Annotated in this window: 15 protein-coding genes and 2 pseudogenes; 6 read left to right on the top strand and 11 right to left on the bottom strand. The window is 71.3% G+C overall.

Annotated features, from left to right (window positions below; translation table 11 throughout):
• Positions 1 to 110 precede the first annotated feature (110 nt).
• A pseudogene (locus ACGFJ7_RS09750) lies at positions 111 to 2,248 on the top strand (MMPL family transporter).
• Here ACGFJ7_RS09750 and ACGFJ7_RS09745 read toward each other — a convergent pair.
• The 5 genes from ACGFJ7_RS09745 to ACGFJ7_RS09725 form a co-directional block, all read right to left on the bottom strand.
• Positions 2,241 to 2,783 carry a DUF4352 domain-containing protein gene (locus tag ACGFJ7_RS09745; protein WP_392641814.1) on the bottom strand — a complete coding sequence of 181 codons (543 nt, stop codon included), beginning with the start codon at positions 2,781 to 2,783 and terminating at the stop codon, positions 2,241 to 2,243. The pseudogene ACGFJ7_RS09750 and the gene ACGFJ7_RS09745 overlap by 8 nt on opposite strands.
• Before the next feature lie 70 nt (positions 2,784 to 2,853).
• On the bottom strand, positions 2,854 to 3,564 hold the full coding sequence (locus ACGFJ7_RS09740; RefSeq protein WP_360245203.1) for an ABC transporter permease: 711 nt from the start codon (positions 3,562 to 3,564) through the stop codon (positions 2,854 to 2,856).
• A complete protein-coding gene (locus tag ACGFJ7_RS09735; protein WP_360245200.1) occupies positions 3,564 to 4,475 on the bottom strand; it encodes an ABC transporter ATP-binding protein in 912 nt (303 codons plus the stop codon). The genes ACGFJ7_RS09740 and ACGFJ7_RS09735 overlap by 1 nt, the downstream gene beginning before the upstream one ends.
• Positions 4,472 to 5,338, bottom strand: a complete 867-nt coding sequence (locus tag ACGFJ7_RS09730; RefSeq protein WP_360245197.1) for an ABC transporter permease — start codon at positions 5,336 to 5,338, stop codon at positions 4,472 to 4,474. Before ACGFJ7_RS09730 ends, ACGFJ7_RS09735 begins: the two co-directional genes overlap by 4 nt.
• Positions 5,331 to 6,245 (bottom strand): ABC transporter ATP-binding protein, encoded by a 915-nt coding sequence (locus ACGFJ7_RS09725; RefSeq protein ID WP_360245194.1) that lies wholly within the window; start codon positions 6,243 to 6,245, stop codon positions 5,331 to 5,333. Before ACGFJ7_RS09725 ends, ACGFJ7_RS09730 begins: the two co-directional genes overlap by 8 nt.
• A gap of 104 nt (positions 6,246 to 6,349) precedes the next feature.
• On the opposite strand from ACGFJ7_RS09725, the gene ACGFJ7_RS09720 reads away from it, so the two are divergent.
• On the top strand, positions 6,350 to 6,997 hold the full coding sequence (locus ACGFJ7_RS09720; RefSeq protein ID WP_392641811.1) for a GNAT family N-acetyltransferase: 648 nt from the start codon (positions 6,350 to 6,352) through the stop codon (positions 6,995 to 6,997).
• 230 nt (positions 6,998 to 7,227) lie between these two features.
• On the opposite strand, the gene ACGFJ7_RS09715 is transcribed toward ACGFJ7_RS09720, so the two are convergent.
• From ACGFJ7_RS09715 to ACGFJ7_RS09690, 6 genes are all read right to left on the bottom strand, one after another.
• The gene (locus tag ACGFJ7_RS09715) at positions 7,228 to 7,590 is read right to left on the bottom strand and encodes a hypothetical protein (RefSeq protein ID WP_392641809.1); all 363 of its coding nucleotides are present in this window, start codon (positions 7,588 to 7,590) and stop codon (positions 7,228 to 7,230) included.
• Between the two features lie 21 nt (positions 7,591 to 7,611).
• Positions 7,612 to 8,349, bottom strand: coding sequence for a GntR family transcriptional regulator (locus tag ACGFJ7_RS09710; RefSeq protein WP_360245185.1), 738 nt, complete (start codon positions 8,347 to 8,349; stop codon positions 7,612 to 7,614).
• Positions 8,350 to 8,351: 2 nt separating this feature from the next.
• Positions 8,352 to 9,530, bottom strand: a complete 1,179-nt coding sequence (locus ACGFJ7_RS09705; RefSeq protein WP_360245182.1) for an MFS transporter — start codon at positions 9,528 to 9,530, stop codon at positions 8,352 to 8,354.
• A gap of 97 nt (positions 9,531 to 9,627) precedes the next feature.
• Positions 9,628 to 10,953, bottom strand: coding sequence for a cellulase family glycosylhydrolase (locus ACGFJ7_RS09700; protein WP_392641807.1), 1,326 nt, complete (start codon positions 10,951 to 10,953; stop codon positions 9,628 to 9,630).
• Positions 10,954 to 11,069: 116 nt separating this feature from the next.
• Positions 11,070 to 13,865: a phosphoenolpyruvate carboxylase gene (gene ppc, locus ACGFJ7_RS09695; RefSeq protein ID WP_360245176.1), complete on the bottom strand. Its 2,796-nt coding sequence runs from the start codon at positions 13,863 to 13,865 to the stop codon at positions 11,070 to 11,072.
• Positions 13,866 to 13,996: 131 nt separating this feature from the next.
• Positions 13,997 to 15,727 (bottom strand): enoyl-CoA hydratase-related protein, encoded by a 1,731-nt coding sequence (locus tag ACGFJ7_RS09690; RefSeq protein WP_392641804.1) that lies wholly within the window; start codon positions 15,725 to 15,727, stop codon positions 13,997 to 13,999.
• 162 nt (positions 15,728 to 15,889) lie between these two features.
• Here ACGFJ7_RS09690 and mfd point away from each other — a divergent pair, with 162 nt between their 5' ends.
• The 4 genes and pseudogenes from mfd to ACGFJ7_RS09670 all read left to right on the top strand — a co-directional run bounded on the left by mfd (position 15,890) and on the right by ACGFJ7_RS09670 (position 23,615).
• Entirely contained in the window at positions 15,890 to 19,489 is a 3,600-nt protein-coding gene (gene mfd / locus ACGFJ7_RS09685) for a transcription-repair coupling factor (RefSeq protein WP_360246516.1), read from the top strand.
• A gap of 81 nt (positions 19,490 to 19,570) precedes the next feature.
• The gene (locus ACGFJ7_RS09680; protein WP_360245170.1) at positions 19,571 to 20,269 is read left to right on the top strand and encodes a hypothetical protein; all 699 of its coding nucleotides are present in this window, start codon (positions 19,571 to 19,573) and stop codon (positions 20,267 to 20,269) included.
• Positions 20,270 to 21,241: 972 nt separating this feature from the next.
• Positions 21,242 to 21,988: pseudogene (locus ACGFJ7_RS09675) on the top strand (MazG family protein); the annotation flags it as partial.
• Between the two features lie 10 nt (positions 21,989 to 21,998).
• Positions 21,999 to 23,615 (top strand): DUF885 domain-containing protein, encoded by a 1,617-nt coding sequence (locus ACGFJ7_RS09670; RefSeq protein ID WP_360245167.1) that lies wholly within the window; start codon positions 21,999 to 22,001, stop codon positions 23,613 to 23,615.
• Positions 23,616 to 23,757: the final 142 nt, after the last annotated feature.

The raw sequence follows: 23,757 nt of genomic DNA, 5'->3' as shown, positions 1-23,757 counted from the left end.
CGAAATACCGCGGACGCGGTACCGGCCGACCGCGCTCGGACGACGCTATTCCGCGCGCTTCCCGCGACCTTGGAGAGGTCACTTCTTCTACCTCTCGGAGGACATCTCAGGTGGCGACTCTCCTCTACCGGCTCGGCCGGTTCTCGTTCCGGCGGCGGCGCCGGGTGACCGTCATGTGGCTGCTGCTGTTCGCCCTCCTCGGCGTCGGCGCGGCCACTCTGTCCGGCCCGACGAGCAACGCCTTCTCCATTCCCGGTACGGAGTCGTCCCGCGCCCTGGAGGTGATCAAGGAGAAGATGGGCGGCGGCGGGGACACCGCGTCGGCCCAGGTGGTCTTCACCGTCGGCGGGGCCGGCACGCTGACCGACACCGATCAGCAGGCCGCGCTGAAGCGGGCGGTGACCGCGCTGCGCGGCGCGCCCGAGGTCGCCGCCGTCGGGGAGCCGACGGTCTCGGCCGACAAGCAGACCGCGTACACGACGGTCACGTACAGGGTCGCCCGGGCGACCTGACCGAGCACGACCGGGAGGCCCTGTACGCGGCCGGGGAGACCGCCGAGACGGCCAGCGTCGAGGTCGAGTACGGCGGCACCGCCACCCAGGCCGCCGAGGCCGGCGGCGCCACCGAGGCGATCGGCGTCGTGGTGGCCGCGGTGGTCCTGGTCATCACGTTCGGGGCGCTCGTCGCGGCCGGGCTGCCGCTGCTCACCGCCCTGCTCAGCGTCGGCGTGGGCATGCTCGGCATCCAGATCGCCACCGGCTTCTTCGACCTCAGCGGCTCGACCTCGGCCCTGGCCACGATGCTGGGCCTGGCCGTCGGGATCGACTACGCGCTGTTCGTCGTCTCCCGCTACCGCCACGAGCTGGCCGAGGGCCGTGACAAGGAAGAGGCGGCCGGCCGCGCGATCGGCACCGCCGGTTCGGCTGTCGTCTTCGCCGGCCTCACCGTGATCATCGCGCTGGCCGCGCTGTCGGTGGTCGGCATCGGCTTCCTCACCAGCATGGGCCTGGCCGCCGCGGGCACCGTGGCGGTCGCCGTACTGATCACCCTCACCCTGCTGCCGGCGCTGCTCGGCTTCGCCGGCGACAAGATTCTGGCCCGGAAGCGCCGCCGGGTCAGCACCGGCATGACGTTCGGCGAACGCTGGGCCCGGCTCGTGGTCCGCCGCCGGGTACCGGCCCTGCTGCTGGCGGCCGGCGTGCTGGCTTTGATCGCCGTCCCGGCCACGAGCCTGCGGCTGGCCCTGCCCGACGACAGCACCGCGGCCGTCGACTCGACCCAGCGCAAGGCGTACGACCAGCTCGCCGAGGGGTTCGGGGCCGGCTTCAACGGGCCGCTGATCGTCGTCGTGGAGGCCGCCGCCGGTCAGGCCACGACCGCCGCCCAGCAGGCCACCAAGGTCATCGGCGGCCTGGACGACGTCGTCGCGGTGACCCCGCCGACCGTGAACAAGGCCGGCGACACGGCCCTGCTGACCGTGATCCCGGGCAGCGGGCCGAGCAGCGCGGCGACCCAGGATCTGGTGACCGCGATCCGGGACCACTCGGTGCCGGGGGCGACCTTGGCGGTCACCGGCACCACCGCCGTCAACATCGACGTGTCGGAGAAGCTGAACGACGCGCTCATCCCGTACCTGGCCGTGGTCGTGGGTCTGGCGATCCTGCTCTTGATGTTGGTCTTCCGCAGCATCGCCGTGCCGGTCAAGGCCACGCTGGGCTTCCTGCTGTCGGTGGCGGCCACGTTCGGCGCGGTGGTGGCGGTCTTCCAGTGGGGCTGGCTCTCCGGGCTGCTCGGGCTCGACAGCACCGGGCCGATCGTCAGCATCATGCCGATCTTCCTGATCGGCGTGCTGTTCGGCCTGGCCATGGACTACGAGGTCTTCCTGGTCACCCGGGCCCGCGAGGAGTTCGTGCACGGCGCGTCCCCGGACGAGGCGGTGATCACCGGCGTGAAGCACGGCGCCCGGGTGGTGACGGCGGCCGCCCTCATCATGATCAGCGTCTTCGCCGGCTTCATCCTGGCCGACGACGCGATCATCAAGTCGCTCGGTTTCGCGCTCGCCTTCGGCGTCGCGGTCGATGCCTTCCTGGTGCGGATGACTATCGTGCCCGCCGTGCTCTCGCTGCTCGGCCGGTCGGCCTGGTGGTTGCCGCGCTGGCTCGACCGGGCCCTGCCCGACGTCGACATCGAGGGCGAGAAGCTGGTCACCCGCGAGCAGACCCCGGAACTGGTGGGCGCCGCTAAGTGAGGGCGACCTTGGCGCCGGTGGTGTGGAACGACTCGTGCAGCACCACCGACGCCAAGGTCCCGCCCCTCGGCAGGTCGAAGACCAGCGTCCCCCTCGCCTCCGCGCTGGGGGCGATCGGGTCGACGAAGTTCCGGTCGGGGTTGACGATGACCTCGGCCTGCATGTCGGTGGAGTATTCGGCGCCGGCCGCGTCGTACCCCTTCTGGGCCGTGCCGTCGAAGGTGACCGGCTTGGCGGAGCCGTTGCGGGCGACGATGTCGACCAGGCAGAACGAACCCTTGGGCTCGAGGTCGACCGAACCCTCGCCGAGCGAGCCGACCCGGCAGCGCACGGCCGTCACCCGGAAGATGAACCGGCCGTCGACCACCGCGATGTTGAGCTGGCCGCCCTCGGTGGTGAGGACTTCACCGTCGTCGCGCTCGCGCCACTTGGCGTAGACCAGCAGAGCGGCGGCGGCCAGGACGGCCAGGACGACGAAGCCACCGAGGACGCGCGGCCATCGCGATGGTGCGGATGCTGGCGCGGGAGCGATCACGCAACACATCCAAACGATGACCGTCACCGTCCGCAGTGGCCCGTTCAGCCATACTTCGGCCGGCCTTACCTCAGCTGGTCTCGCCCGCCATGCTGAAGGAACCGAGCCGGTTGATCGCGTACAGCGTGCCGCCGACCAGGAAGATCAGGCTCATCACGACGGCCACCGGCAGCGACACCTTGCCCTCGAGCACATAGCTCGGCGCGATCTTGTCGGCGATGCCGATGACGTACTGCTCGATCGAGAGCACCCGGGTGCCGGTGATGAAACGGCCGAGCAGACCCTCCCAGACCAGGATGTACGCGAGACCGACCAGCACCGGCCGGCGGGTCAGCAGGCTCAGCAGCAGGAAGAGCGCCGAGTACGCGAGCGCGCCCGCCACCGAGCCGATCACCAGGGCGAAACCGAACTTCACCGACTCGACCAGTGCGCCCACCACGAACAGCGGGACCGCGGCCGTCAGCGCCGTCACCCCGGCCGCCACCAGAAGCTTGGCCAGGATGATGTCGCGGCGTGGCAGCGGCTTGGTCAGGATGTGGATGATCGTGCCGTCGTCGACCTCGGAGCCGAGCACCCCGGTACCGACGATCAGGGCCGTCACCGGCAGCACGACGGCCAGGCCGAGCCCGACCACGACCGGCTGACCCCAGTCCGACGGGCTCACGTCGTACGCCTTGCAGATCAGCGCGAGACCGATGAGCAGCAGGGGAAGCGGCAGCAGGAGCAGCGCCCGGCGGCGGCCGAACAGGCCCCGGGCGGTGATGTAGGCGACCGTGGACATCATGCCTCCAGCAGGTAGGAGAAGACGCTCTCCAGCGACTCGTCGGACGGCAGCAGTTTGCGCAGCCGGATGCCCTCGCCGAGGGCGATGCGCGGCAGCGCGCGGGTGAAGCTGCCGTAGTCGGAGGCGCGTACGGTCAAGCCGCCCGCCTCGATCTCCACCCCGCTCACCGATTTCTCCCCGATGAGCGCGACCGCCAGCCGGCGGTCGTCGGAGCTCTGCACGGCGAACACGTGCGGGCGGTTGGTCATCAGCCGGCGGATCCGCCGGTAGTCGCCGGAGGCGGCCAGCCGGCCCGCGACGATCACCTGGACCAGGCCGGAAAGCTGCTCGACCTCCTCCAGGATGTGCGAGCTGAACAGGATCGTGTGGCCCCGGTCGCCCAGCCCGTGCAGCAGCTCCATCATGTGCATGCGCTGCCGCGGGTCCATGCCGTTGAACGGCTCGTCGAGCAGCAGCACCTGCGGCTCGTGCACGAGGGCGGCGGCCACCCGGGTGCGCTGGCGCATGCCCTTGGAGAAGGTGTCGATCCGCCTGTCCTGGGCGCTCGTCATCTCGACCAGCTCCAGCGCGCGGGTGGCGGCGCCGGCCGGGTCGGGCAGCTTCTGCATCTTGGCGCAGGCCACCACGAACTCGCGGGCGGTCAGGAAGCCGTGCACGGCCTCCCGCTCGGCGACCAGGCCGAGCGTGCGGTAGACGCCCGGGTTGCGCCAGGTCGGCGCGCCGTCGATGGTGACGGCGCCCTTCGACGGGGCGAGGAAGCCGGCCATCATGTGCAGCACGGTGGTCTTGCCCGCGCCGTTCGGGCCCAGCAGACCGGTCACGCCGGGCTGGAGGGTCATGCTGATGTCGTTCACCGCGACCACGTTGCCGTACCAGCGGGAGACGTTCTGAAGTTCGACGACGCTCACAGCGCGGCCACCTTCCGGTAGCGGGCCAGCAACAGCAGGAGGGCGGCAGCGAGCAGGCAGAACGCCTCGATGCCGTAGATCGGGCCGAAGCGGCCGACGTCCAATCCGAGGTCCACGCCGTCGCGTAGCCAGATCTGCACGCCGCTGATCAGCGTCATCGGGCTGACCAGGCCGGCCAGCTCCTGTGCGGTCTGCGACGGCAGGATGCTCAGCACGCCGACCACCGGGGTGGTCATCAGGAAGAAGGCGACGATGCCACCGGCGGCGAACGCGCGCTTGCCGGTCAGCGAGGCGATCAGCAGGCTGATCGCGGCGAAGAGCACGGCCCACAGCAGGCTGTACGCCCAACCGGGCAGCAGCGCGCCGTAGAACTCCTCCCAGACCTTGCTGATCCCGCCGTCGATGGTGAAGGCGGCGGTCAGGAACATGATGAACTGGGGCACGCCGAGCAGCAGGAACACCGCGGTGACGAGCGAGGCGACCTTCGCGCCCACGTAGTCGGAGGCTCGCAGCGGCCGGCTGAAGTACAGCGGCAGCACACCGGCCCGCATGTCCCGCGACATCAGCTCCGGCGCGACGATCGCCACGAAGAAGATGATCAGCCAGCTGATCGTGTCGTCGAACTCGTAGTAGTCGAACAGGATGACGTCGAACTGGGCCCGGGCGGCGGCGTTGATCACCGCGACCAGCAGCACGATGCCGACCACCAGCCACGGGAAGATCTTGGCCTTGATGGAGCGGCCCATCCCGAACGCGGCCCGCAGCCCGTGCTGGTACAGCGCGCCGAACACCGCGGCCCGGCCCAGACGCGGGCCCTCGTACCGCTGGTATCCGATGTCGTGAATGACGCCGGCGTCAGACATCGGCCGTCTCCTTCGTGGTGAAGAGCTCGGCCACCCGGTGGCGTCGCTGGTCCAGGCGGTGCAGCGGCAGGTCGAGCTCGGCGACGGCGCGCAGGATCTCGTCGTACGAGCTCTCCGACTCCAGCGGGACGAGCAGCTGCCGCCCCTCGCGGGTCACGGCGAGCCGCAACTGCGTCAGGGCGTCGAACAGTTCATCAGTGCCCTCGGAAACCTCCACCGCGAGCACATCGGAGGCCGCCGTCATCGCCGAGATGCGGTCGGCGCGCAGCAGCCGGCCGCCCTCGATGGCGATGAGCGAGTCGCAGATGCGCTCGACCTCACCGAGCAGGTGGGAGCAGACGACGACGGAGATGCCGAACTCGGTGCCGATCCGGTGCACCAGGGCGAGCATGGCGTCGCGGCCGGCCGGGTCGAGGCCGTTGGTCGGCTCGTCGAGCAGCAGCAGGTCCGGGTCGTGCACGAGCGCCTGGGCCAGCTTGACCCGCTGCTTCATGCCGGTGGAGTAGCCGCCGATCTGCCGGTAACGCTCCTCGTAGAGGCCGACGTGCCGCAGGGTCTCGGAGGCCCGCTCGCGCGCGGCCGTCTTCGGCAGCCCGCTGAGCCGGCCCAGGTGCGTGACGAACTCGGCCGCCGACACGTCCGGCGGCAGGCAGTCGTTCTCCGGCATGTAGCCGACCCGCGCCCGCACCTGATCGGTCTGCACGACCGGATCGAGGTCGAACACCCGCACGCTCCCACTGGTCGGGGCGATCAACCCCAGCATGATCTTGATGAACGTGCTCTTCCCGGCGCCGTTGGCGCCGACCAGCCCGATCACGCCCGCCTCGACGTCGACGGTGAGATCGCCGAGAGCGGTCACCCCGCCCCCGTACGTCTTCGTCAATGACTGTGTCGCGATGATGGTCACGGCCTCAGCCTAGGAAGCCCGCGCACCCGACCGGATCCGGAGGAACCCTGAGAGCGCCTACAGGGTCTCTCAGCCCACTCTCAGGTTCGGGGTACGGTGCGCTGGTGCCGTCCACGTACCCACCACTGAACCTGGCCGTACACACCCCGCGGCTCACCCTGGCCGCCGCCACCGACGACCTCCTAGACCGGTTGGCGCCGATCGTCCGGGCCGGAGTGGTCACCGAGGGCACCCCACTGCCGTTCGACGACCCGATGTCGCTGTACGACGAAAGCCCCGCCCGCGAATGGAACTGGCTCCGCCGCATCTGGTCGGGCCGCTCCCGCGTCAGCGCGGACTACTGGCGTCTCTACTTCGTGATCGTCGCCGACGGTGAACCACTGGGCATGCAGGACCTGGTCGGCCGCGACTTCGCGGCCCTGGGCACGGTGACCACGTTCTCCTGGCTGGCCCCGGCCGCCCGGGGCCGAGGCCTGGGCAAACAGGCCCGCGCGGCGATCCTGCACCTGGCCTTCGACGGTTTCGGCGCCCGCGAGGCGGCCAGCGACGCCTTCACCGACAACCACGCCTCCAACCGGATCTCCGAATCTCTCGGCTACACCCGCAACGGCTCCGACTGGGCCACCCACCGAGGCGAGCCCGCCGAACTGCAGCGCTGGCGCCTGACCCGCGCCGCCTGGCTCACCCACCGCCGCCCCGACATCACCCTCACCGGCGTCGAGGAGTGCAGGCCCGTCCTCGGCCTCCCGTGATCCAGGGTGCGGCCGGTGGCGGTAGCGCCGGCCCGCATGAGCCCCGAAGATCGCCGGCGAAAATTCGGCGCCGCGATGGGGACTGATCGCCGACGCGTTTGTGGCGCTCCCTCCCGAACTGAGCACCGAGCGGCGACCGGCTTCTTCGAGGCGTTGCTGCACAAGGGCGACGCGGGCTGCGATCCGTGCGCGGTGTGGCCGCTGTCCGGGCCGAGAGCCGACACCCGTGGTCAGGTGCGGTCGGCCGTGCAGTGTGCGTCGGGGGCGTTCCAGTGGACCAGCGCGGCGGCCGGCGCCGCGGTGACGAGGATCTGGTGGACGGCCGGGTTGTCGCGGAACTCGTCAGCCAGGCGGTCGCACAGGCGCAGCCGCTCGTCGATGGTCGCGCGGGCGCCCCGGACGACGACCTGGACCACGCCGTCGTTGAAGGCGTGCGAGACCAGGTCGTTCGTGATTCCTTCGCCGGCCAGGATCTCGGTCAGACCGATCGACGGCGACGGCGACGGGGATGGCGCCGGCTCGGGACTGTTTTCCGAGGCGCAGGCGGCCAGGCCGAGGCTCAGGGCGACGGCGAGCAGCGCCGATCGGATCATGAACCGAGTATGGCAAGGCGGTTACTGGCCGGGCTGGCGAACGGAAAGCTGGCCGGCGCCCGCCCGCAGCATGTGTTTCGCGAGGTAGATGGGGCGGCCGTCCATCTTCGCCGTCTGGGTGACGATCAGGACGGGCTCGCCGGGGTCCGCGTCCAGGGGCGCCGCCCGTGACTCACCGAGCAGGCCGGCCGTGAAACGGACGACCCCGGAGCCGAGGCGGTCGAGCAGGGCGGACAGCGCCGTCTCGCCTGGGGAGAGCGAGTCGAGCGGGGCGTCGGCCGGCAGGTGTTCCTGGCTCAGGGCGATCGGCTGGCCGTCCCGCCGTACGACCGTCTCGAAGAACCACGCCGCCGAGTCGGCGGGGATCGACAGCTCCTCGGCTATGTAGGTCGAGGTCGTCTCCTGCAGCTCGGCCTGGGTGCGGCGCAGTTCCAGGACGCTGCCGGGCACACTCAGCAGATCTTCCAGCGGGCGCAGGCGTTCCAGCCCGGCCTCGGGGACGGCGTCGGCCACGAACCGGCCGATGCCGCGGCGGGAGACGATGAAGCCGTCCTCGTCCAGCAGCATCAGGGCTTCGCGGACGACCGTGCGGCTCACGCCGAGCAGGCGGCCGATCTCGGTCTCGGTCGGGATCATCGAGCCGGGGGTGAGCACGCCGGTGCGGATGCCGTCGAGGATGCGGCTGTGCACCTGGACGCGCAGCGGCACGCCGGCGTCGCGGGCGAGCGGCGCCGCCAGGAAGGAGAGGCGGTCGGTCATAGTCACCGTATGGTAGGCAACCGCGTTCCCAGGGCCGCGACCGCCGACGCGCCGAGGACGGCCACGGTGGTGCCGGTGAAACCGCCATGGTCGGTCAGCAGGCCGGCCAGGTACGTGCCGGCGCCGATGCCGACGCTGAAGGCGCTGACGATCCACGCGTTGGCCTCGGTGGCCAGCGCGGCCGGGGCGCTCGCCTCCGTCGCCCGGAAGATCAGGGTGAGGTACGGCGCCAGGCAGATCCCGCTGACGAAGGCGGCGGTCAGCCAGTACGCGGGTGGCGTCTGCACGAACGCGGTCGGCGCGTAGAGGAGAGCGACCAGCAGGAGCGCGGGGCGAACCAGGCGCTCGGGAGCCGTCCGGAAGGGACGGCGGCTGACGTGGACGGCGCCGGCGAACGCGCCGATGCCGTTGACCGCCAGACCCCAGCCGGACAGGGCCGGGTTGCCGGCGCTGGTCGCGTGGGCGGTGGCCGTGATCGCCAGGACGCCGACCGGGAGGCCGGCCGCGACCTGGGTCAGGACCAGGGTTCGGATGGCCGCGTACCGCAGCGGCGAACCGCGCTTGCCGGTGTGCGGCACCGGTGCCGTGCGTTCGAGGAGGCCGTGTCGGCAGAACAGCGCGGTGCCGGCCAGCCCGAGGACGCCCATGACGGCGACCGCGCCGGGCGCGCCCAGCACGGCGATGCTGATCGCGCTGACGAGCGGACCCAGGACGAAGATCAGTTCCTGTACGGCCGCGTCGGCGCTGAACGCCTTGGTGAGCTGCGCGCCGGGGCGCATGACGCGGGGCCACAGGCTGCGCAGGACCGGCTCGAGCGGCGGCGCGGCGAGGCCGGCGATCAGGGTGAACACGACGGCCGCCAGGTGGTGGCCGGGTGCGGTCACCGCGATGCCGAGGAAGGCGAGCCCGGACGCGACGGCCGCGCCGAGCAGGGTCGGCCGCGCGCGCCCGGTGCGGTCGATCGTGCGGCTGATCAGCGGCGCTCCGACCGTACCGGCGAGAATGTAGATCGAGGTCAGGGCGCCGGCGAAGGCGTAGGAGCCGCCGGCGTCGAGCACGACGCGCAGCAGCGCCAGCGAGGACATGGCCTGCGGCAGCCGCCCGATCAGCGAGGACACCAGAAGTGTCGACGAAAGCCGGATCTGGGCGGGGCTCATGGCCTCGCGTTCGATCACCGTCATGCCCGTACCTGCCAAGATCATTAATTGTTATACAAGCTAATGCTACACGCAGGTCAGACAGAAGGGCTCCGGGCGAGAACGCCCGGAGCCCTGAAGGTCAGGAGTTGCGGATGCGGTTGCGCAGGTAGGTTCCCGACTCGGTCAGAACGCCGGTGCCGGCGTAGGTCGGGCCGCCGCAGGTGCCCGGCTTGAAGGCGGCGCTGCTCTCGTCGGCGTCCGAGTACGTCCAGTTGGCGTAGCTGATCTGGAGCCGGTCGAGGAGATCGAGCCAGGTGCCCGTGCTGGCCAGGTCGACCGCGCCGCCGCCGGTGTAGGTGACGGTGCCGAACTCGGTGACGAACAGCGGAAGCGAGGCGGCCGCCCGCTGCACCTCGGCCCGGTAGTTGTCCTTGTGCGAGGCCGCGTAGAAGTGGAACGCGTACATGATGTTCGACGCGTTCACCGGGTTGGCCACGATCTCGCTGGAGGTCGAGCCGTCCGAGACGCCGAGCGACGACCAGCCGCGGGTGCCCACGATGATCACTGCGTCCGGGTCGTTGGCCCGGATGACCGGGATGACCTGTTCGGCGTACGACTTGATCCCGGCCCAGCTGACCCCGTTGGGCTCATTGGTGATCTCGTAGATGACGTTCGGCTTGGCGGCGTTGCGGGCCGACACGTTGGCGAAGAACGTCTTGGCGTTGGCCAGGTTGTAGTTGGGATCGCCCGGCGTCAGCGTGTGGAAGTCGACGATGGCGTAGAGGCCCCGCTCGGCGGCCTCGTCGACCAGGCTGTTGACCCGCGAGGTGAAGCCGGACGGGTTGGTCTCGTAGCCCTGCTCCTGCACGTACATCGAGATCCGCAGCAGGTCGGCCTGCCAGTCGGTGGCCAGCGCGTCCAGCGAGGCGTCGTTGTAGCAGTCGGCGAACCACTGCAGGCCGTGCGTGCTCATGCCCTTGAGCTGGATCGTCTGCCCCGACGAGTTGCACAGGTGCACGCCGCAGACCCGCAGCTGGCCGTTGATCGCCACCGGGGTGGAGCCGGTCGGCGGAGGGGTGGTCGGCGGGGGAGCCGAGCCGTCACACGAGGCCCCGTTGATCGTGCAGGCGGTCGGCCGCCCGGAGCCGTTGGCGATGAAGCCGAAGCTGGCCGAGGCGCCCGGGGCCAGGGTGCCGTTCCAGCTCACGGGCGTGAACACGGTGCCGGACTGGGTGGCGTTCCACGACTGGGCGACGGTCGTGCCGGCGGGGAAGGTCAGCTCGACCCGCCAGGTGGTGATCGTCGACGACGTGTTGTTGGTGACCGCGACCTGTCCCTGGTAGCCGTTGTTCCACGAGCTGACCACGGTGAAGGCGGCGGTCGCGGCGCTGGCCGGCTGGGCCGCGACCAGCACGGTCGCGGCGGCCGCGAGCAGGGCCGCTCCGGCCAGGATGAGTTTTCGCATGGGGATTCGCTTCCAGTGAGGGGGTTGGGAGCGCTCCCACCATGGCATGGAAAGTTACCCATGTAAATATGGCCGGACACCCCCGCGGGGGTGCCCGGCCATCGCCTTTCTGAAGATCAGCCGGTGTTACGCATGCCGGCCGCGATGCCGTTGACCGAGGTCAGCAGCGCGCGCTCCAGGGCCGTCGAGTCGGACGGGGCCCGCCGCGCACCGGGGCCCACCTGAAGCTGACGCTCGGCCTCGTTCAGGTCGCGGTACTGCCGCAGCAGCGCCACCTGGAGGTGGTGGAGCGGCTCCAGGTACGTGTCCCGGACGCCCAGCGTGCGCTTGAGCTCCGGCTGCCCCTCCAGCAGAGCCGACGTGCCGGTGATGGCCAGCACCTCGCGCACCGTCAGCTCGTACTCGGCCTGAATGGTCTCGAAGATCGGGTGCAGGTGATCCGGGACCAGCGTCTCCACGTACCGCTTGGCGATCGACAGGTCGGTCTTGGTCAACATCATCTCGACGTTCGACAGGAACGTCTTGAAGAACTGCCAGTCGCCGTACATCTCGGCCAGAACCTCGGTCTTGCCCGCCTCGCGGGCCGCCTTGAGGCCGGAGCCGACACCGAACCAGCCCGGCACGATCTGCCGCGTCTGGGTCCAGCCGAACACCCACGGGATCGCCCGCAGGCCGCCCAGGCCGGCGTCCGCGTTCGGCCGCTTCGACGGGCGGGAGCCGATGTTCAGCGCGCCCAGCAGCTCCGTCGGCGTGGCCGCCCAGAAGTAGGCCGGCAGGTCCGGGTTCTCGACCAGGCTGCGGTACGTCCGGAAGGCCGCGTCCGAGGCGCAGTCCATGGTCGCGTCCCAGCGGGCCAACCGCTCCTGGTCCACCGACGGCTCGGTGTGCAGCAGCGTCGCCTGCAGGACCGCGGCCACCGTGAGCTCGAGGTTCTCCCGGGCCAGAGCCGGGATCGTGTACTTGTCGGAGATGACCTCGCCCTGCTCGGTCACCTTGATCGCGCCGTCCAGCGTGCCGTACGGCTGGGCCAGGATCGCCTCGTGCGTGGGACCGCCACCACGGCCGACCGTGCCGCCCCGGCCGTGGAACAGCCGCAGGCGCACGCCGTGCCGGGCCGCCACGTCACGCAGCTTGCGCTGCGCCTTGTGGATGCCCCACTGGCTGGTGGTGATGCCACCCTCTTTGTTCGAGTCGGAGTAGCCGAGCATGACTTCCTGCACGTCGCCCCGGGCCCGGACGATCTCGCGGTAGGCCGGCAGCGACAGCATCTCGTCCAGCAGGTCGCCGCCCGCGTCCAGCTCGGCCGGCGTCTCCAGCAGCGGCACGATGTTGACCCGCGCCCGTCCGGTGTGGATGTCGACCAGGCCGGCCTCGCGGGCCAGCACGGCCGCGGCCAGCACGTCGTCGACACCCAGGGTCATCGAGATGATGTACGTCTCGATGACGTCGGCGCCGAAGCGGTCCTGCACCTCGCGGATCGTGTTGAACACGTCGAACGTCTTGCGGGCCGAGTCCGTGAGCGGGGTGTCGGCGCTGGCCAGCGGCCGCCGGCCGCCCAGCTCGGTGGCGAGCAGCTTGGTCCGGTCCGAGCGGTCGAGCGCCGCGTAGTCATCGACCTCGCCGACCTGCGCGTACATCTGCTGCAGCACCTCGTGGTGCTTCTCCGCGTGCTCGCGCACGTCGAGCGTGGCCAGCTGGAGGCCGAAGGCCGACACCGTGCGGATGGTCGTGGCGACCACGCCGACCGCGGTGAGCTGACCCGAGTTGCGGGCCAGCGAGGCCCGCATCAGCTCGAGGTCGCTGATCAGCTCGTCGCTGCCCAGGTAGTCGCGGCCGGGCACGTGGGCGGTGCCGTTGCGCAGGCGCTCGCGGGTGTTGGCCAGCTTCGCCTTGATCGCGCGGACCTTGAGCCGGTACGGCTCCTCGGCGTTCGTCCGGCGGAAGCGGGGCGCCACCTCGGGCAGGTTGTCCAGGTCCTTGGCCAGCGAGGCCGACAGGTCCAGCGACACCCCGCGCAGCCGGCGCGACACCGACAGCACGTCGATGAGCTGGTCCATGGCCGCCTCGGTGGCCTGGATGCCGTGCTCGTGCTGGATCAGCAGGACGTCGCGGGTGACGGCGGGCGTGACGAACGGGTTGCCGTCGCGGTCGCCGCCGATCCACGAGCCGAAGGTGAGCGGCCGGGAGGTCGGCGCGGTCTCGACGCCGAGCTGGCGCAGCGTCTCGGCCAGGTCGGAGAGCACCTGCGGGGCGGCCTCGGCGTACAGGTCGCGCAGGTAGTAGACGGCGTTGCGGGCCTCGTCGGTCGGCTCCGGCCGGTCCAGCCGCAGCTCGTCGGTCTGCCACAGCAGGTCGATGAGCTCGGCGAACTTGCGGGTCGAGGCGGTGGTGTCGGCCTGGCCGTACAGGATCGCGTCCGACGCCTCGGCGTCCAGCGTGTCGGCCAGCTGGCGCAGCTTCGACAGGATCGAGCGCCGGGACGCCTCGGTCGGGTGCGCGGTGAAGACCGGGCGCACCGCGAGCCGGCGGGCGGCCGCGGCCACCTCGTCCGACGGCACGCCCTTCTCGGCGATCAGCTTGGCCGCCTGGTCGAGCCAGCCGCCGTCGCGGGCGCGGCGCCGGCGCAGGTCGCGGGCCCGGTGCACCTGCTCGGTGATGTTGGCCAGGTGGAAGTACGTGGAGAACGCGCGGGCCAGCTTGGTGCCGGTGGTGATGTCCATCGCGGCGAGGCGGTCGGCGGCGGCCTGTGCGTCCTGGCGGACCAGGGCGCGTACCTCCTCGACCAGGTCGAGCAGGGGGCGTCCTTCCTGGCGAGCCAGGGTCTGGCCCAGAAGCGTGCCGATCCTCCGGATGTCCGCGCGTAGGGCCGCGTCAGGACCTTCGGGATCGAGGTGGCCATGCTGGTCTGTCATCGGGGGGCGCTCCTTCGCCTCAAGGTGCTCCAGGACAGCGCTGTCCCGACTTCGCCGATCGTATCGGCGCCACCCCAGCGCCGGGCAAACTGAGGGAAGTCTCACCTCCTCTTGCCGGAATGGAACCGGGATCAGGCCGAGACCGGGATCGCGGGGCGCAGAAGGCGGCGGCGCGGCCGGCCGACCGGCTCGAACTGGAGCCGCGCGGGGGTGTCCGAGGGGCGGGTCTTGTGCACGAAGGCGTGCCGGGCGGCGGCGAAGCCGAACCGGTCGGCGAACATGTCGCGGCTCATCTCGGCCAGCTCACGGGCCTCGTAGACCTCCAGCGGCACGCGCTCGGCGGCCAGGCGGCGCGCCTTCGCCTGGCGGCGACGGCGGCTGGTGCGCGGGTCGCTCTCGCGCTCGGCCAGGGCGGTCAGCCATTCGCCGTACGCGTCGGGGTGCCGGGGGCCGGCCTCGTCGGCCAGCCCGAGGGTGACCGCCCGGGCCGCGCTGACCGGCAGCTTGCCCTCGACGAGCTGCTGGGCCCGGTCGGCCCCGACCCGGCGGGGAAGCGTGAAAGTGTGCAGCTCCGACCCGTACAACCCGATGTCGTAATAGGGGTTGAGGACGATCCCCTCGCGGACCGCCACGATGTCGGCGCCGAGACCGAGCATCACCCCGCCCGCGCCGGCGCTTCCGGCGTACGCCGCGACGACCACCTGCCGCGTGCAGCCGATGATCTCCCGGCACACGTCGTTGATCGCCCGGATGTTGGCCCAGGCCGTGCCGGCCGGGTCGGGCGCGGCCTCGACGACGTTGAGGTGGATGCCGTTGCTGAACGCGTCGGTCCCGCCCCGCAGCACCAGCACGCCGGTGTCCTGCGCGGCCGCGTACCGCAGCCCGGCCAGCAGACGGCGGCAGTGCCCGGGCGCCATCGCGCCGTTGTAGAAGTCGAAGGTGAGCCAGCCGACGCGCGCGGTCCGGCGGTAGCGCACCTGCCGGTACGCGGCCGGGGACTCCGGCTCGGCGCCGACCGGAAGGGGTGAGTGCGGCACCCCGCGCAGGCGGGCACCGAGCAGCGTCGTCGCCGGCAGCTTGATCCGGGCCCGGGGGTGTGCCGGGTCGGCCGCTCGCAGATGGCCGAGCCAGATGCTGCCGTCGCCGGTGCCGACGAGGACGGCGCCCTGCCGGCGGCTCAGGATCTGGCCCGGCTTGTCGGCGCGGCGGCCGAGGCCCGGCGTGGCGTCGTACGCGAAGACCGGCAGGCCACCGACCTCCGTGCGCACCCCGGGCGCGCCGTCGGCGGCCCGGATCGCCCGCAGGATCCGCTCGGTCGGGTCGCTCCAGTCGAAGGCGCGGTCGTCCTGGGTCATCAGAGGCCGGGGACGACCCGTGTCCTGCGGCGCGGGGGTGAAGGAGGGTGCGGCCGCCTTGGCCACGACTTCGAGGACGCACTCCATGGCCGCGTCGGCCACCGGCCCGTTGTAGAGCGACGACTTGCGCGGCGGGGTGGCCGGCATGGGAAAGGTCCGGGTCGCCCAGACCGGCCCGGCGTCCATCTCCTCGACGGCCTGGAGCGCGGTGACGCCCCACGACCGGGCGCCCTCGGCGATGGCCCAGTCCAGCGAGGACGGGCCGCGGTCGCCGACCGGGCCGGGGTGGATGATCACGGTGCGCCAGTGCCGCCAGATCTCGGCCGGCACCCGGTCCTTGAGGAAGGGACAGATGATGAGCTCGGGGGCGGCCCGCCGGACCCCTTCGATCATGTCGGCCGCGCTCGTCGCGAGCTGCACACCGACATCGTGTCCGCCCTCGCGCAGGGCGCACCAGGCACGCTGGGTCAGGCCGTTGAACGCCGTAACGAGCAGGAGGATTCGCACGTTGGCCTCCCTGAGAGTTGTGCTCGCTCAGCCTTCTCCCGGCATAGACAGATTTGTCGGACATATTGTGCGTCCATCGAATGTCGGACCCGCGGACTAGACTTGTCGGCGTACCCCCGCCCCTCCTGGGCGTTGGGGTTATTCGACGTGGGGAACTCCGTCATGCAGCTTTCCGGTTTGATCCCGGCCGCCCTCCGCGACCGTGGCCTCGCGCGCGCCCGTGACCTGGCGCGTAAGGGCTTCGTCGACTCCGATTCGCTCGATCTGACCGCGCCCGCCTCGCTGCGGCCGTTCCTGGTCGCCACGGTGGCCGGCAGCGCCGGCCGCCCGGTCCTGGCCGTCACCGCCACCAGCCGTGAGGCCGACGACCTGGCCGACGCGCTCGGCTGCCTGCTGCCGGCCGACCGGGTCGTGGTCTACCCGTCCTGGGAGACGCTGCCGCACGAGCGGCTCTCCCCGCGCTCCGACACGGTCGGCCGTCGCCTGGCCGTGCTGCGCCGCCTGGCCCACCCGGCGGCCGGCGAGGAGATCCAGGTCGTCGTGGCGCCCGTCCGTTCGGTGCTCCAGCCGCAGCTCAAGGGCCTGGGCGATCTCGAGCCGGTCGAGCTCACCACCGGCGGCGAGGCCGAGCTCGAGGGGGTCGCCCGCCGCCTCACCGACATGGCGTACGCGCGGGTCGACCTGGTCACCAAGCGCGGCGAGTTCGCCGTCCGGGGCGGCATCCTCGACGTCTTCCCGCCCACCGACGAGCACCCGTCCCGGGTCGAGTTCTGGGGCGACGAGGTCGAGGAGATCCGCACCTTCGCCGTCGCCGACCAGCGCACCATCGACCCGGTTCAGCGTTTGTGGGCGCCCCCTTGTCGTGAGCTCTTGCTGACGCCGCCGGTCCGCGCGAAAGCGGCCGCGCTGGCCGCTGAACATCCCGAACTGTCGGAAATCTTGGACAAATTGGCCGAAGGCATCCCGGTCGAAGGAATGGAGTCCCTCGCGCCGGCGCTGCTCGACGGCACCGACAGCATGGAGCTCCTGCTCGACTGCATGCCCGCCGACACGCACGTGCTGCTCTGCGATCCCGAGCGCATCCGCACGCGGGCGCACGACCTCACCCGTACATCAGCGGAATTCCTGGAAGCCTCCTGGGCCGCGGCCGCCGTCGGTGGCCAGGCGCCGATCGATGTCGGCGCCGCGGCTTTCAAAACCCTTGCCGATGTACGGGCCCACGCCGCGACCCTGCGTCAGCCCTGGTGGACGGTGTCGCCGTTCGGCCTGGTCGAGTCCTCCGACGCCTCGGTCGATGACCAACCGTGGCTGGAGACGCCCGCGGTCGAGGTCACGCCCGACGCCGGTGACGCCATCGCGCTGGCCGCGCAGCCCGTGCCGCTCTACCACGGCGACACCGCCAAGCTCGCCGCCGACCTGCACGACTGGTCCGCCGCCGGCTGGGCCATCGCGCTGGTCTTCGAGGGGCACGGCACCGCCCAGCGCGCCACCGAGGTGCTGCGCGACGCCGGCCTGGGCGTCACCCCGGCCGACTCCCTCCAGGAGCCGATCGAGCCCGGACAGCTGATCGTCACCTGCGGCGGGCTCAACCACGGCTTCATCGACGAGACCTCGCAGCTCGCGGTGATCACCGGCAACGACATCACCGGCGGCCGCGGCGCGTCCACGAAGGACATGCGCAAGATGCCCTCGCGGCGGCGCAACACGATCGACCCGCTCGAGCTCAAGCCGGGCGACTTCGTGGTGCACGAGCAGCACGGCATCGGCCGGTACGTGGAGCTGGTGCAGCGCACGGTGAACGGCGCCGACCGCGAGTACATCGTGCTCGAGTACGCCGCGTCCAAGCGGGGCCAGCCCGGCGACCGGCTCTACGTGCCGACCGACCAGCTCGACCAGCTGTCCCGCTACGTCGGCGGCGAGTCGCCGGCGCTGCACAAGATGGGCGGCGCCGACTGGCAGAAGAGCAAGGCCCGCGCCCGCAAGGCGGTCCGCGAGATCGCGGCCCAGCTCATCCAGCTGTACGCGGCGCGGCAGGCCTCCCAGGGCCACTCCTTCGGCCCCGACACGCCCTGGCAGCGCGAGCTGGAGGACGCCTTCCCGTACCAGGAGACCCCCGATCAGCTGGCCGCGATCTCCGAGGTCAAGCACGACATGGAACTGTCAGTTCCGATGGACCGGCTGATCTGCGGCGACGTCGGTTACGGCAAGACCGAGATCGCCGTACGGGCCGCCTTCAAGGCCGTGCAGGACGGCAAGCAGGTGGCCGTGCTCGTGCCGACCACGCTGCTGGCCCAGCAGCACTACAACACGTTCACCGAGCGCATGTCGCAGTTCCCGCTCACCATCAAGCAGCTGTCCCGCTTCCAGACGCCGGCCGAGGCCCGGCTGACCCTCGAACAGGCGGCCAACGGCACCGCCGACATCGTGATCGGCACCCACCGGCTGCTGGCCAACTCGACCAAGTTCAAGAACCTCGGCCTGATCATCGTGGACGAGGAGCAGCGCTTCGGCGTCGAGCACAAGGAACAGCTCAAGGCCCTGCGCGCCTCGGTCGACGTGCTCACCATGTCGGCCACGCCGATCCCGCGCACCCTGGAGATGGCGATCACCGGCATCCGTGAGATGTCGACCATCGCCACCCCGCCCGAGGAGCGCCACCCGGTGCTCACGTTCGTCGGCGCCCACGACGAGAAGCAGGTGGCCGCGGCCGTCCACCGCGAACTGCTCCGCGACGGCCAGGTGTTCTACCTGCACAACCGGGTCGAGTCGATCGACAAGGCGGCCCGCAAGCTGCGCGAGCTGGTCCCCGAGGCCCGGGTCGCGGTGGCCCACGGCCAGATGAGCGAGGAACAGCTCGAGAAGGTCATGGTCGGCTTCTGGGAGAAGGAGTTCGACGTCCTGGTCTGCACCACGATCGTCGAGTCCGGCATCGACATCCCGAACGCCAACACGCTGATCGTCGAGCGGGCCGACCTGCTCGGCCTGGCCCAGCTCCACCAGATCCGGGGCCGGGTCGGCCGGGGCCGGGAGCGAGCGTACGCCTACTTCCTCTACCCGGGCGAGAAACCGCTCACCGAGCAGGCCCACGAGCGCCTGGCCACCATCGCCCAGCACACAGAGCTCGGCGCCGGCATGTACGTGGCCATGAAGGACCTCGAGATCCGCGGCGCCGGCAACCTGCTCGGCGGCGAACAGTCCGGCCACATCGAGGGCGTCGGCTTCGACCTGTACGTGCGGATGGTCGGCGAGGCGGTACAGGCCTTCAAGGGCGAACGCCCCGAGGAGGAGCCCGAGGTCAAGATCGATCTCCCGGTCGACGCGCACCTGCCGGTCGAGTACATCGCGGTCGAGCGCCTGCGCCTCGAGATGTACCGCAAGCTGGCCGAGGCCCGCGACGAGGAGAAGCTGCGCGAGGTCGTGGCCGAGATGACCGACCGCTACGGCGAGCCGCCGGCCCAGGTGGCCAACCTGATCGCGGTGGCCCGCTTCCGTCAGCGGGCCCGGCAGTACGGCCTGACCGACGTCTCGATGCAGGGCAAGCACATCCGCTTCTCCCCGCTGCCCCTGCCCGACTCGAAGCAGATGCGCCTGAAGCGCTACCACCCCGACTCGGTCTACAAGCCGGCCAACGACCAGGTGAGCGTGCCCCGCCCGAGCACCCGCCGTCTGGGCGGCGAGCCGCTGCGCGACCAGGCCCTGCTCGAGTGGTGCGCCCAGCTCCTGACCGACGTCCTGGGAGAGCCCGTGCCGGCAAAGGTGTGATGTATCGGCGGGGCGGGTGACGTGGGTCATACGAGGCGTGAGAGAGTCTTGGCCATGCAGCGTGCCCGCCGACTCGCATCCATGGCCGTCGTCGCGTCCCTGACCGTGGCCGGCCTCTCCGCCTGCCGCAGCGAGCCCTCCGTGGCCGCGTACGTGGGGGACTCCGGCCGCATCACCGAGAAGCGCGTCCAGCAGATCTGGGACGACGCGCAGACCGCGCTGACCGACGCCGGGGCCAAGGGCGCCGTGCCGATCTCGCGCGGCGACATCGTGAAGGCGCTGGTCAGCGTCGACGTGATGAGCCAGGTGGCGAAAAACGAGAACGTCACGCTGCCGACGAACCTGCCGCTGGGCGACTACGCGACCCAGCTGAAACTGCCGGAGCAGGCGGAGTACGTGCGGCTCTACGCCGAGTCGGACGCGCTGATCCGCCTGCTCCGCGAGCGCGCCGGCTCGGCGTCGGCCCGGCCCGGCGACGACGACTTGCGCACCGTGTACGACACGCTGAAGGCGGCCGGCGAGGTCGACCCGGCCATGACGTACGACCAGTTCAAAACCCAGCTGCCGGCCGAAAACCAGCAGCTGGTCTCCACCTCGGCCGCGGTCCGCAACGAGGTGGCCTCGGCCGCCGGCGACCTGAAGATCAAGGTCAACCCCCGCTACCAGCCGCTGCAGATCTCGGTCCTCGACTTCCAGACCCAGAACGGCGAACTCCGCCCGCTGGTCACGGTCCCCCTGGGCGCGGCCGACGCCGGTGCCCCCGTGACCGACCTGCCCTGACCCGCTGGCAGAGTTGGCGGCATGACCGCTCGGATCATCCTGCTCGTCACGTCCCCCCGCCTACCAGCGGGTTTACTGACAGCCGCCGCGTGGGACACCGTCCGCACCCACCCGGTTTTCACGGCCGCGGAGTCCCCCCAGGCCGCGGCCCTACGAGCAAGCGGCGTCCCGGTAACGGTCATCGACCCCAGCCCGGAGACGCTGCTCGCCACCCTGGGCGTCACCGCCTCACCGACCGGCGTCCCCACCTTCCTGGGCGCCCCTATCGCCCTCACCTCGGTGGGCCCCGCCCCGAACCCCACCTCGGCGGGTGCCGCACCAGCCTCCGCCTCAGCGGGTGCCGCACCAGCCTCTGCCTCGGCGGGTGCCGCACCAACCTCCGCCTCGGCGGGTGCCGCACCAACCTCCGCCTCGGCGGGTGCCGCACCAGCCTCCGCCTCGGCGGGTGCCGCGTCATCTTCCGCCTCGACGGGTGCCGCGCCGACCTCCGCCTCGACGGGTGCCGCGCCGGCCCCCGCCTCGGTGGGGATTACGTCTACCCCTGCGTCCGAGGGCGTCGGGTCCGCCCCTGCGCCTGAGGGCGTCGGGGCCACCCCTTCCTCTGCGAGCGTCGCGGCCAACCCTGTGCCTGCGGGGACCGCGTCCACCTCCACTGGCAACGCGCTCAACCTCACCTCCGCGAGCATCACGCCGGATTCTGCCTCCGGGGGTGTGACGCCGAATCCCGCGTTCGCCGAAACCACACTCCCTTCCTCTTCGGACATTTCCGAAATGCCGGTCGCAGAACAGGGTTCGGGGTCTGGCGGCGAGTGGGAGTCGGGGTCTGGCGGCGAGTGGAGGCCGGGGTCTGCTGGCGAGCGGGTGGTCGGACCTGATGGCGAGCGGAGGCCGGGGTCTGCGGGCGAGCGGCTGGTCGGACCTGGCGGCGAGCGGGTGGTGGGGCACGACGGGGAGCCGGGCGGGGTGGACGAGCGAAGCGCTGTCGTCTGGCTCGCGGGGCCGGATGGGGACGAGAGCTTTGCCCGTATGCTTGGGCTTCGTCTCGCTCGTGAGCCCGGGCTGGCCGAGCTTGAGCTCATGTACGGCTCCTGGGATCCGCCCGGCGCCCGGCTTCTCGACGCCGTCGCGGTCATGGATCAGCTTGTCTCGCCCGGTGGTGATCCCTGGAAGCGGCAGCAGAACCACCAGACCCTGGCGCCTTACCTTCTCGAGGAGAGCTACGAGGCCTACGACACCATCGAGGCCGGTGACACCGATGCGCTCCGGGAGGAGCTCGGCGACGTACTCCTGCAAATTCTCCTTCATGCCCGCCTGGCCGAGGAGCATCCCGAGGACGAGCGCTGGAGCATCGACGACGTCGCCGGGGGCTTCGTCGAGAAGATGATCCGCCGTAATCCGCATGTCTTCGCCGGTGAGGCGGTGGACGGCATCGAAGAGATCACCGCCAATTGGGAACGCATCAAGAAAGCCGAGAAATCCCGCCAGTCCGTGCTCGACGGCGTCGCCCTCTCCCAGCCGGCTCTGGCTTTGAGCGCCAAAATCCTTTCCCGTACGCGACGAGCCGGCCTCGATGTGCCGCTGCCCACCGGCGATGATGTCGGCTCGCGCCTGCTCCGCCTGGTCGCCGAGTCGCCCGACGCCGAACACCTTCTGCGCCAGGCCGCCCTCGCCTACGCCGACGCGGTGCGGGCGCGCGAAAACGTCGTACCCCCCGAGTAAGTTTCAGACCATGCCGGAGTTCGTACCGCTAGCCGAGCGCATCGTCGACGCCATCCTCGAGTCCGAGCCCGGGCTCGCCACCGAGACGGGTGACCACCGCTTCGACGACCGCATGCCCGACCTGTCGCCGGGTGCCGTCAGCGCCAAGGTGGCCATGCTGCGCGACGCGGCCGACGCCCTGTCCGGTGTCGACGCCGACGGTCTCGAGCCCGAGGAGCAGGTCGACCACGCGATCCTGTCCGCGATCGTGGAGCGGGGCCTGTTCGAGGCGACCGACGTCCGCGAACACGAGTGGAACCCGCTGCACCACAACCCCGGCCCCCTGCTGCACGCCCTTCTGTCGCGCCAGTTCGCCCCCGCCGAGGAGCGCCTGGCCAGCGTGGCCGGCCGCCTCGCCGCGATCCCCGACGCCCTGGCCACCGCCCGGGCCGTGCTGCGCGACGTCCCGCGGATCCACGCCGAGACCGCTGTCGGCCAGTTCGCCGGCACGGCCGGCCTGATCCGCGACGAGCTGCCCGTCCTGCTCGAGCAGGAGCCCGGCCTGGCCGCGACCGTCGAGCCGGCCGCGGCCACCGCGCTGGCCGCGCTGGCCGAGTTCGACGGCTGGCTCCGCGCCCGCCTCGAGAGCAACGATCCCGGCCGCGATCCCCGCCTGGGCCGCCGCCTCTGGGAGGCCCGCCTCTGGCACACGCTCGACACCGAGTTGCCCGCCGCCGAGGTCCTGTCCCGGGCCCGGGAAAACCTGGCCCGGGTCGGCGAGCAGCTCCGCCGGGCCTCGGCCGAGCTGGTCGGCGGCCCGGCCACCGACGAGACCGTCCGGCGCGCCCTGGACAGCCTCGCCGCCCAGCACCCGGCCGACGACACCATCGTCGGGCTGGCCCGCGTCACGATGGACGAGGCCACCGAGTTCGTCCGCAAACACGACGTCCTCACCCTGCTCGACGACCCCCTGGTCATCGAGGAGATGCCCGAGTTCGCCCGGGGCGTCGCCGTGGCCTACTGCGACCCGCCCGGCCCGCTGGAGACCGCCGAGGTACCCACCTTCTACTGCATCTCGCCGGCCCCCGCCGACTGGCCGGCCGAGCGGGTCGAGTCGTTCTACCGTGAGTACAACGACCACATGATCCGCGACCTCACGGTTCACGAGGCCATGCCCGGCCACTTCCTGCAGCTCGCGCACGCCCGCCGCTTCCGGGCCGCCACCCGCGTCCGCTCGATGGGCTGGTCCGGCCCGTTCGTCGAGGGCTGGGCCGTGTACGCCGAGGAGGTGATGGCCGACCTGGGCTTCGGCGGCCTGCCGGTGCGGCTGCAGCAGCTCAAGATGCAGCTCCGCATGAGCCTGAACGCCATCATCGACCAGCTGGTCCACTGTGAAGAACTCCCCGAGTCCGAGGCCATGGCCCTGATGACCGGCCCGGGCTTCCAGGAGGAGGGCGAGGCCGCCGGCAAGTGGCGCCGCGCGCTGCTCACGTCGACCCAGCTCTCCACCTACTTCGTCGGCTACACCGAGGTCGCCTCCCTGGCCGCCGCCCGTCCTTTCGGCGCCACCCCGAAGGCCTGGCACGACGCCATGCTCGCCCACGGCTCCCCACCCACACGCCACCTGCGCACCCTCCTCGGCGTCTAACCCCGGCCGCCGGCCCCCTACGATCGCTGTCGACAGTGGAGTGTCGTGCGGTGAAACCACTGCCCGCTGCTGGCCGGCTGCACCTCCTGCGACGGGGAGGAGCCGAGCCGTAAGTACGCACGCCGGCGACGAGCGGCCCGGA

Origin of the sequence: Actinoplanes sp. NPDC048988, from assembly GCF_043197815.1 — a bacterium.
In the GTDB taxonomy this organism is placed as follows: Bacteria; Actinomycetota; Actinomycetes; order Mycobacteriales; family Micromonosporaceae; genus Actinoplanes.
The sequence above is the reverse complement of the archived record's forward strand: the minus strand, read 5'-3'. Positions and strand labels throughout refer to the sequence as shown.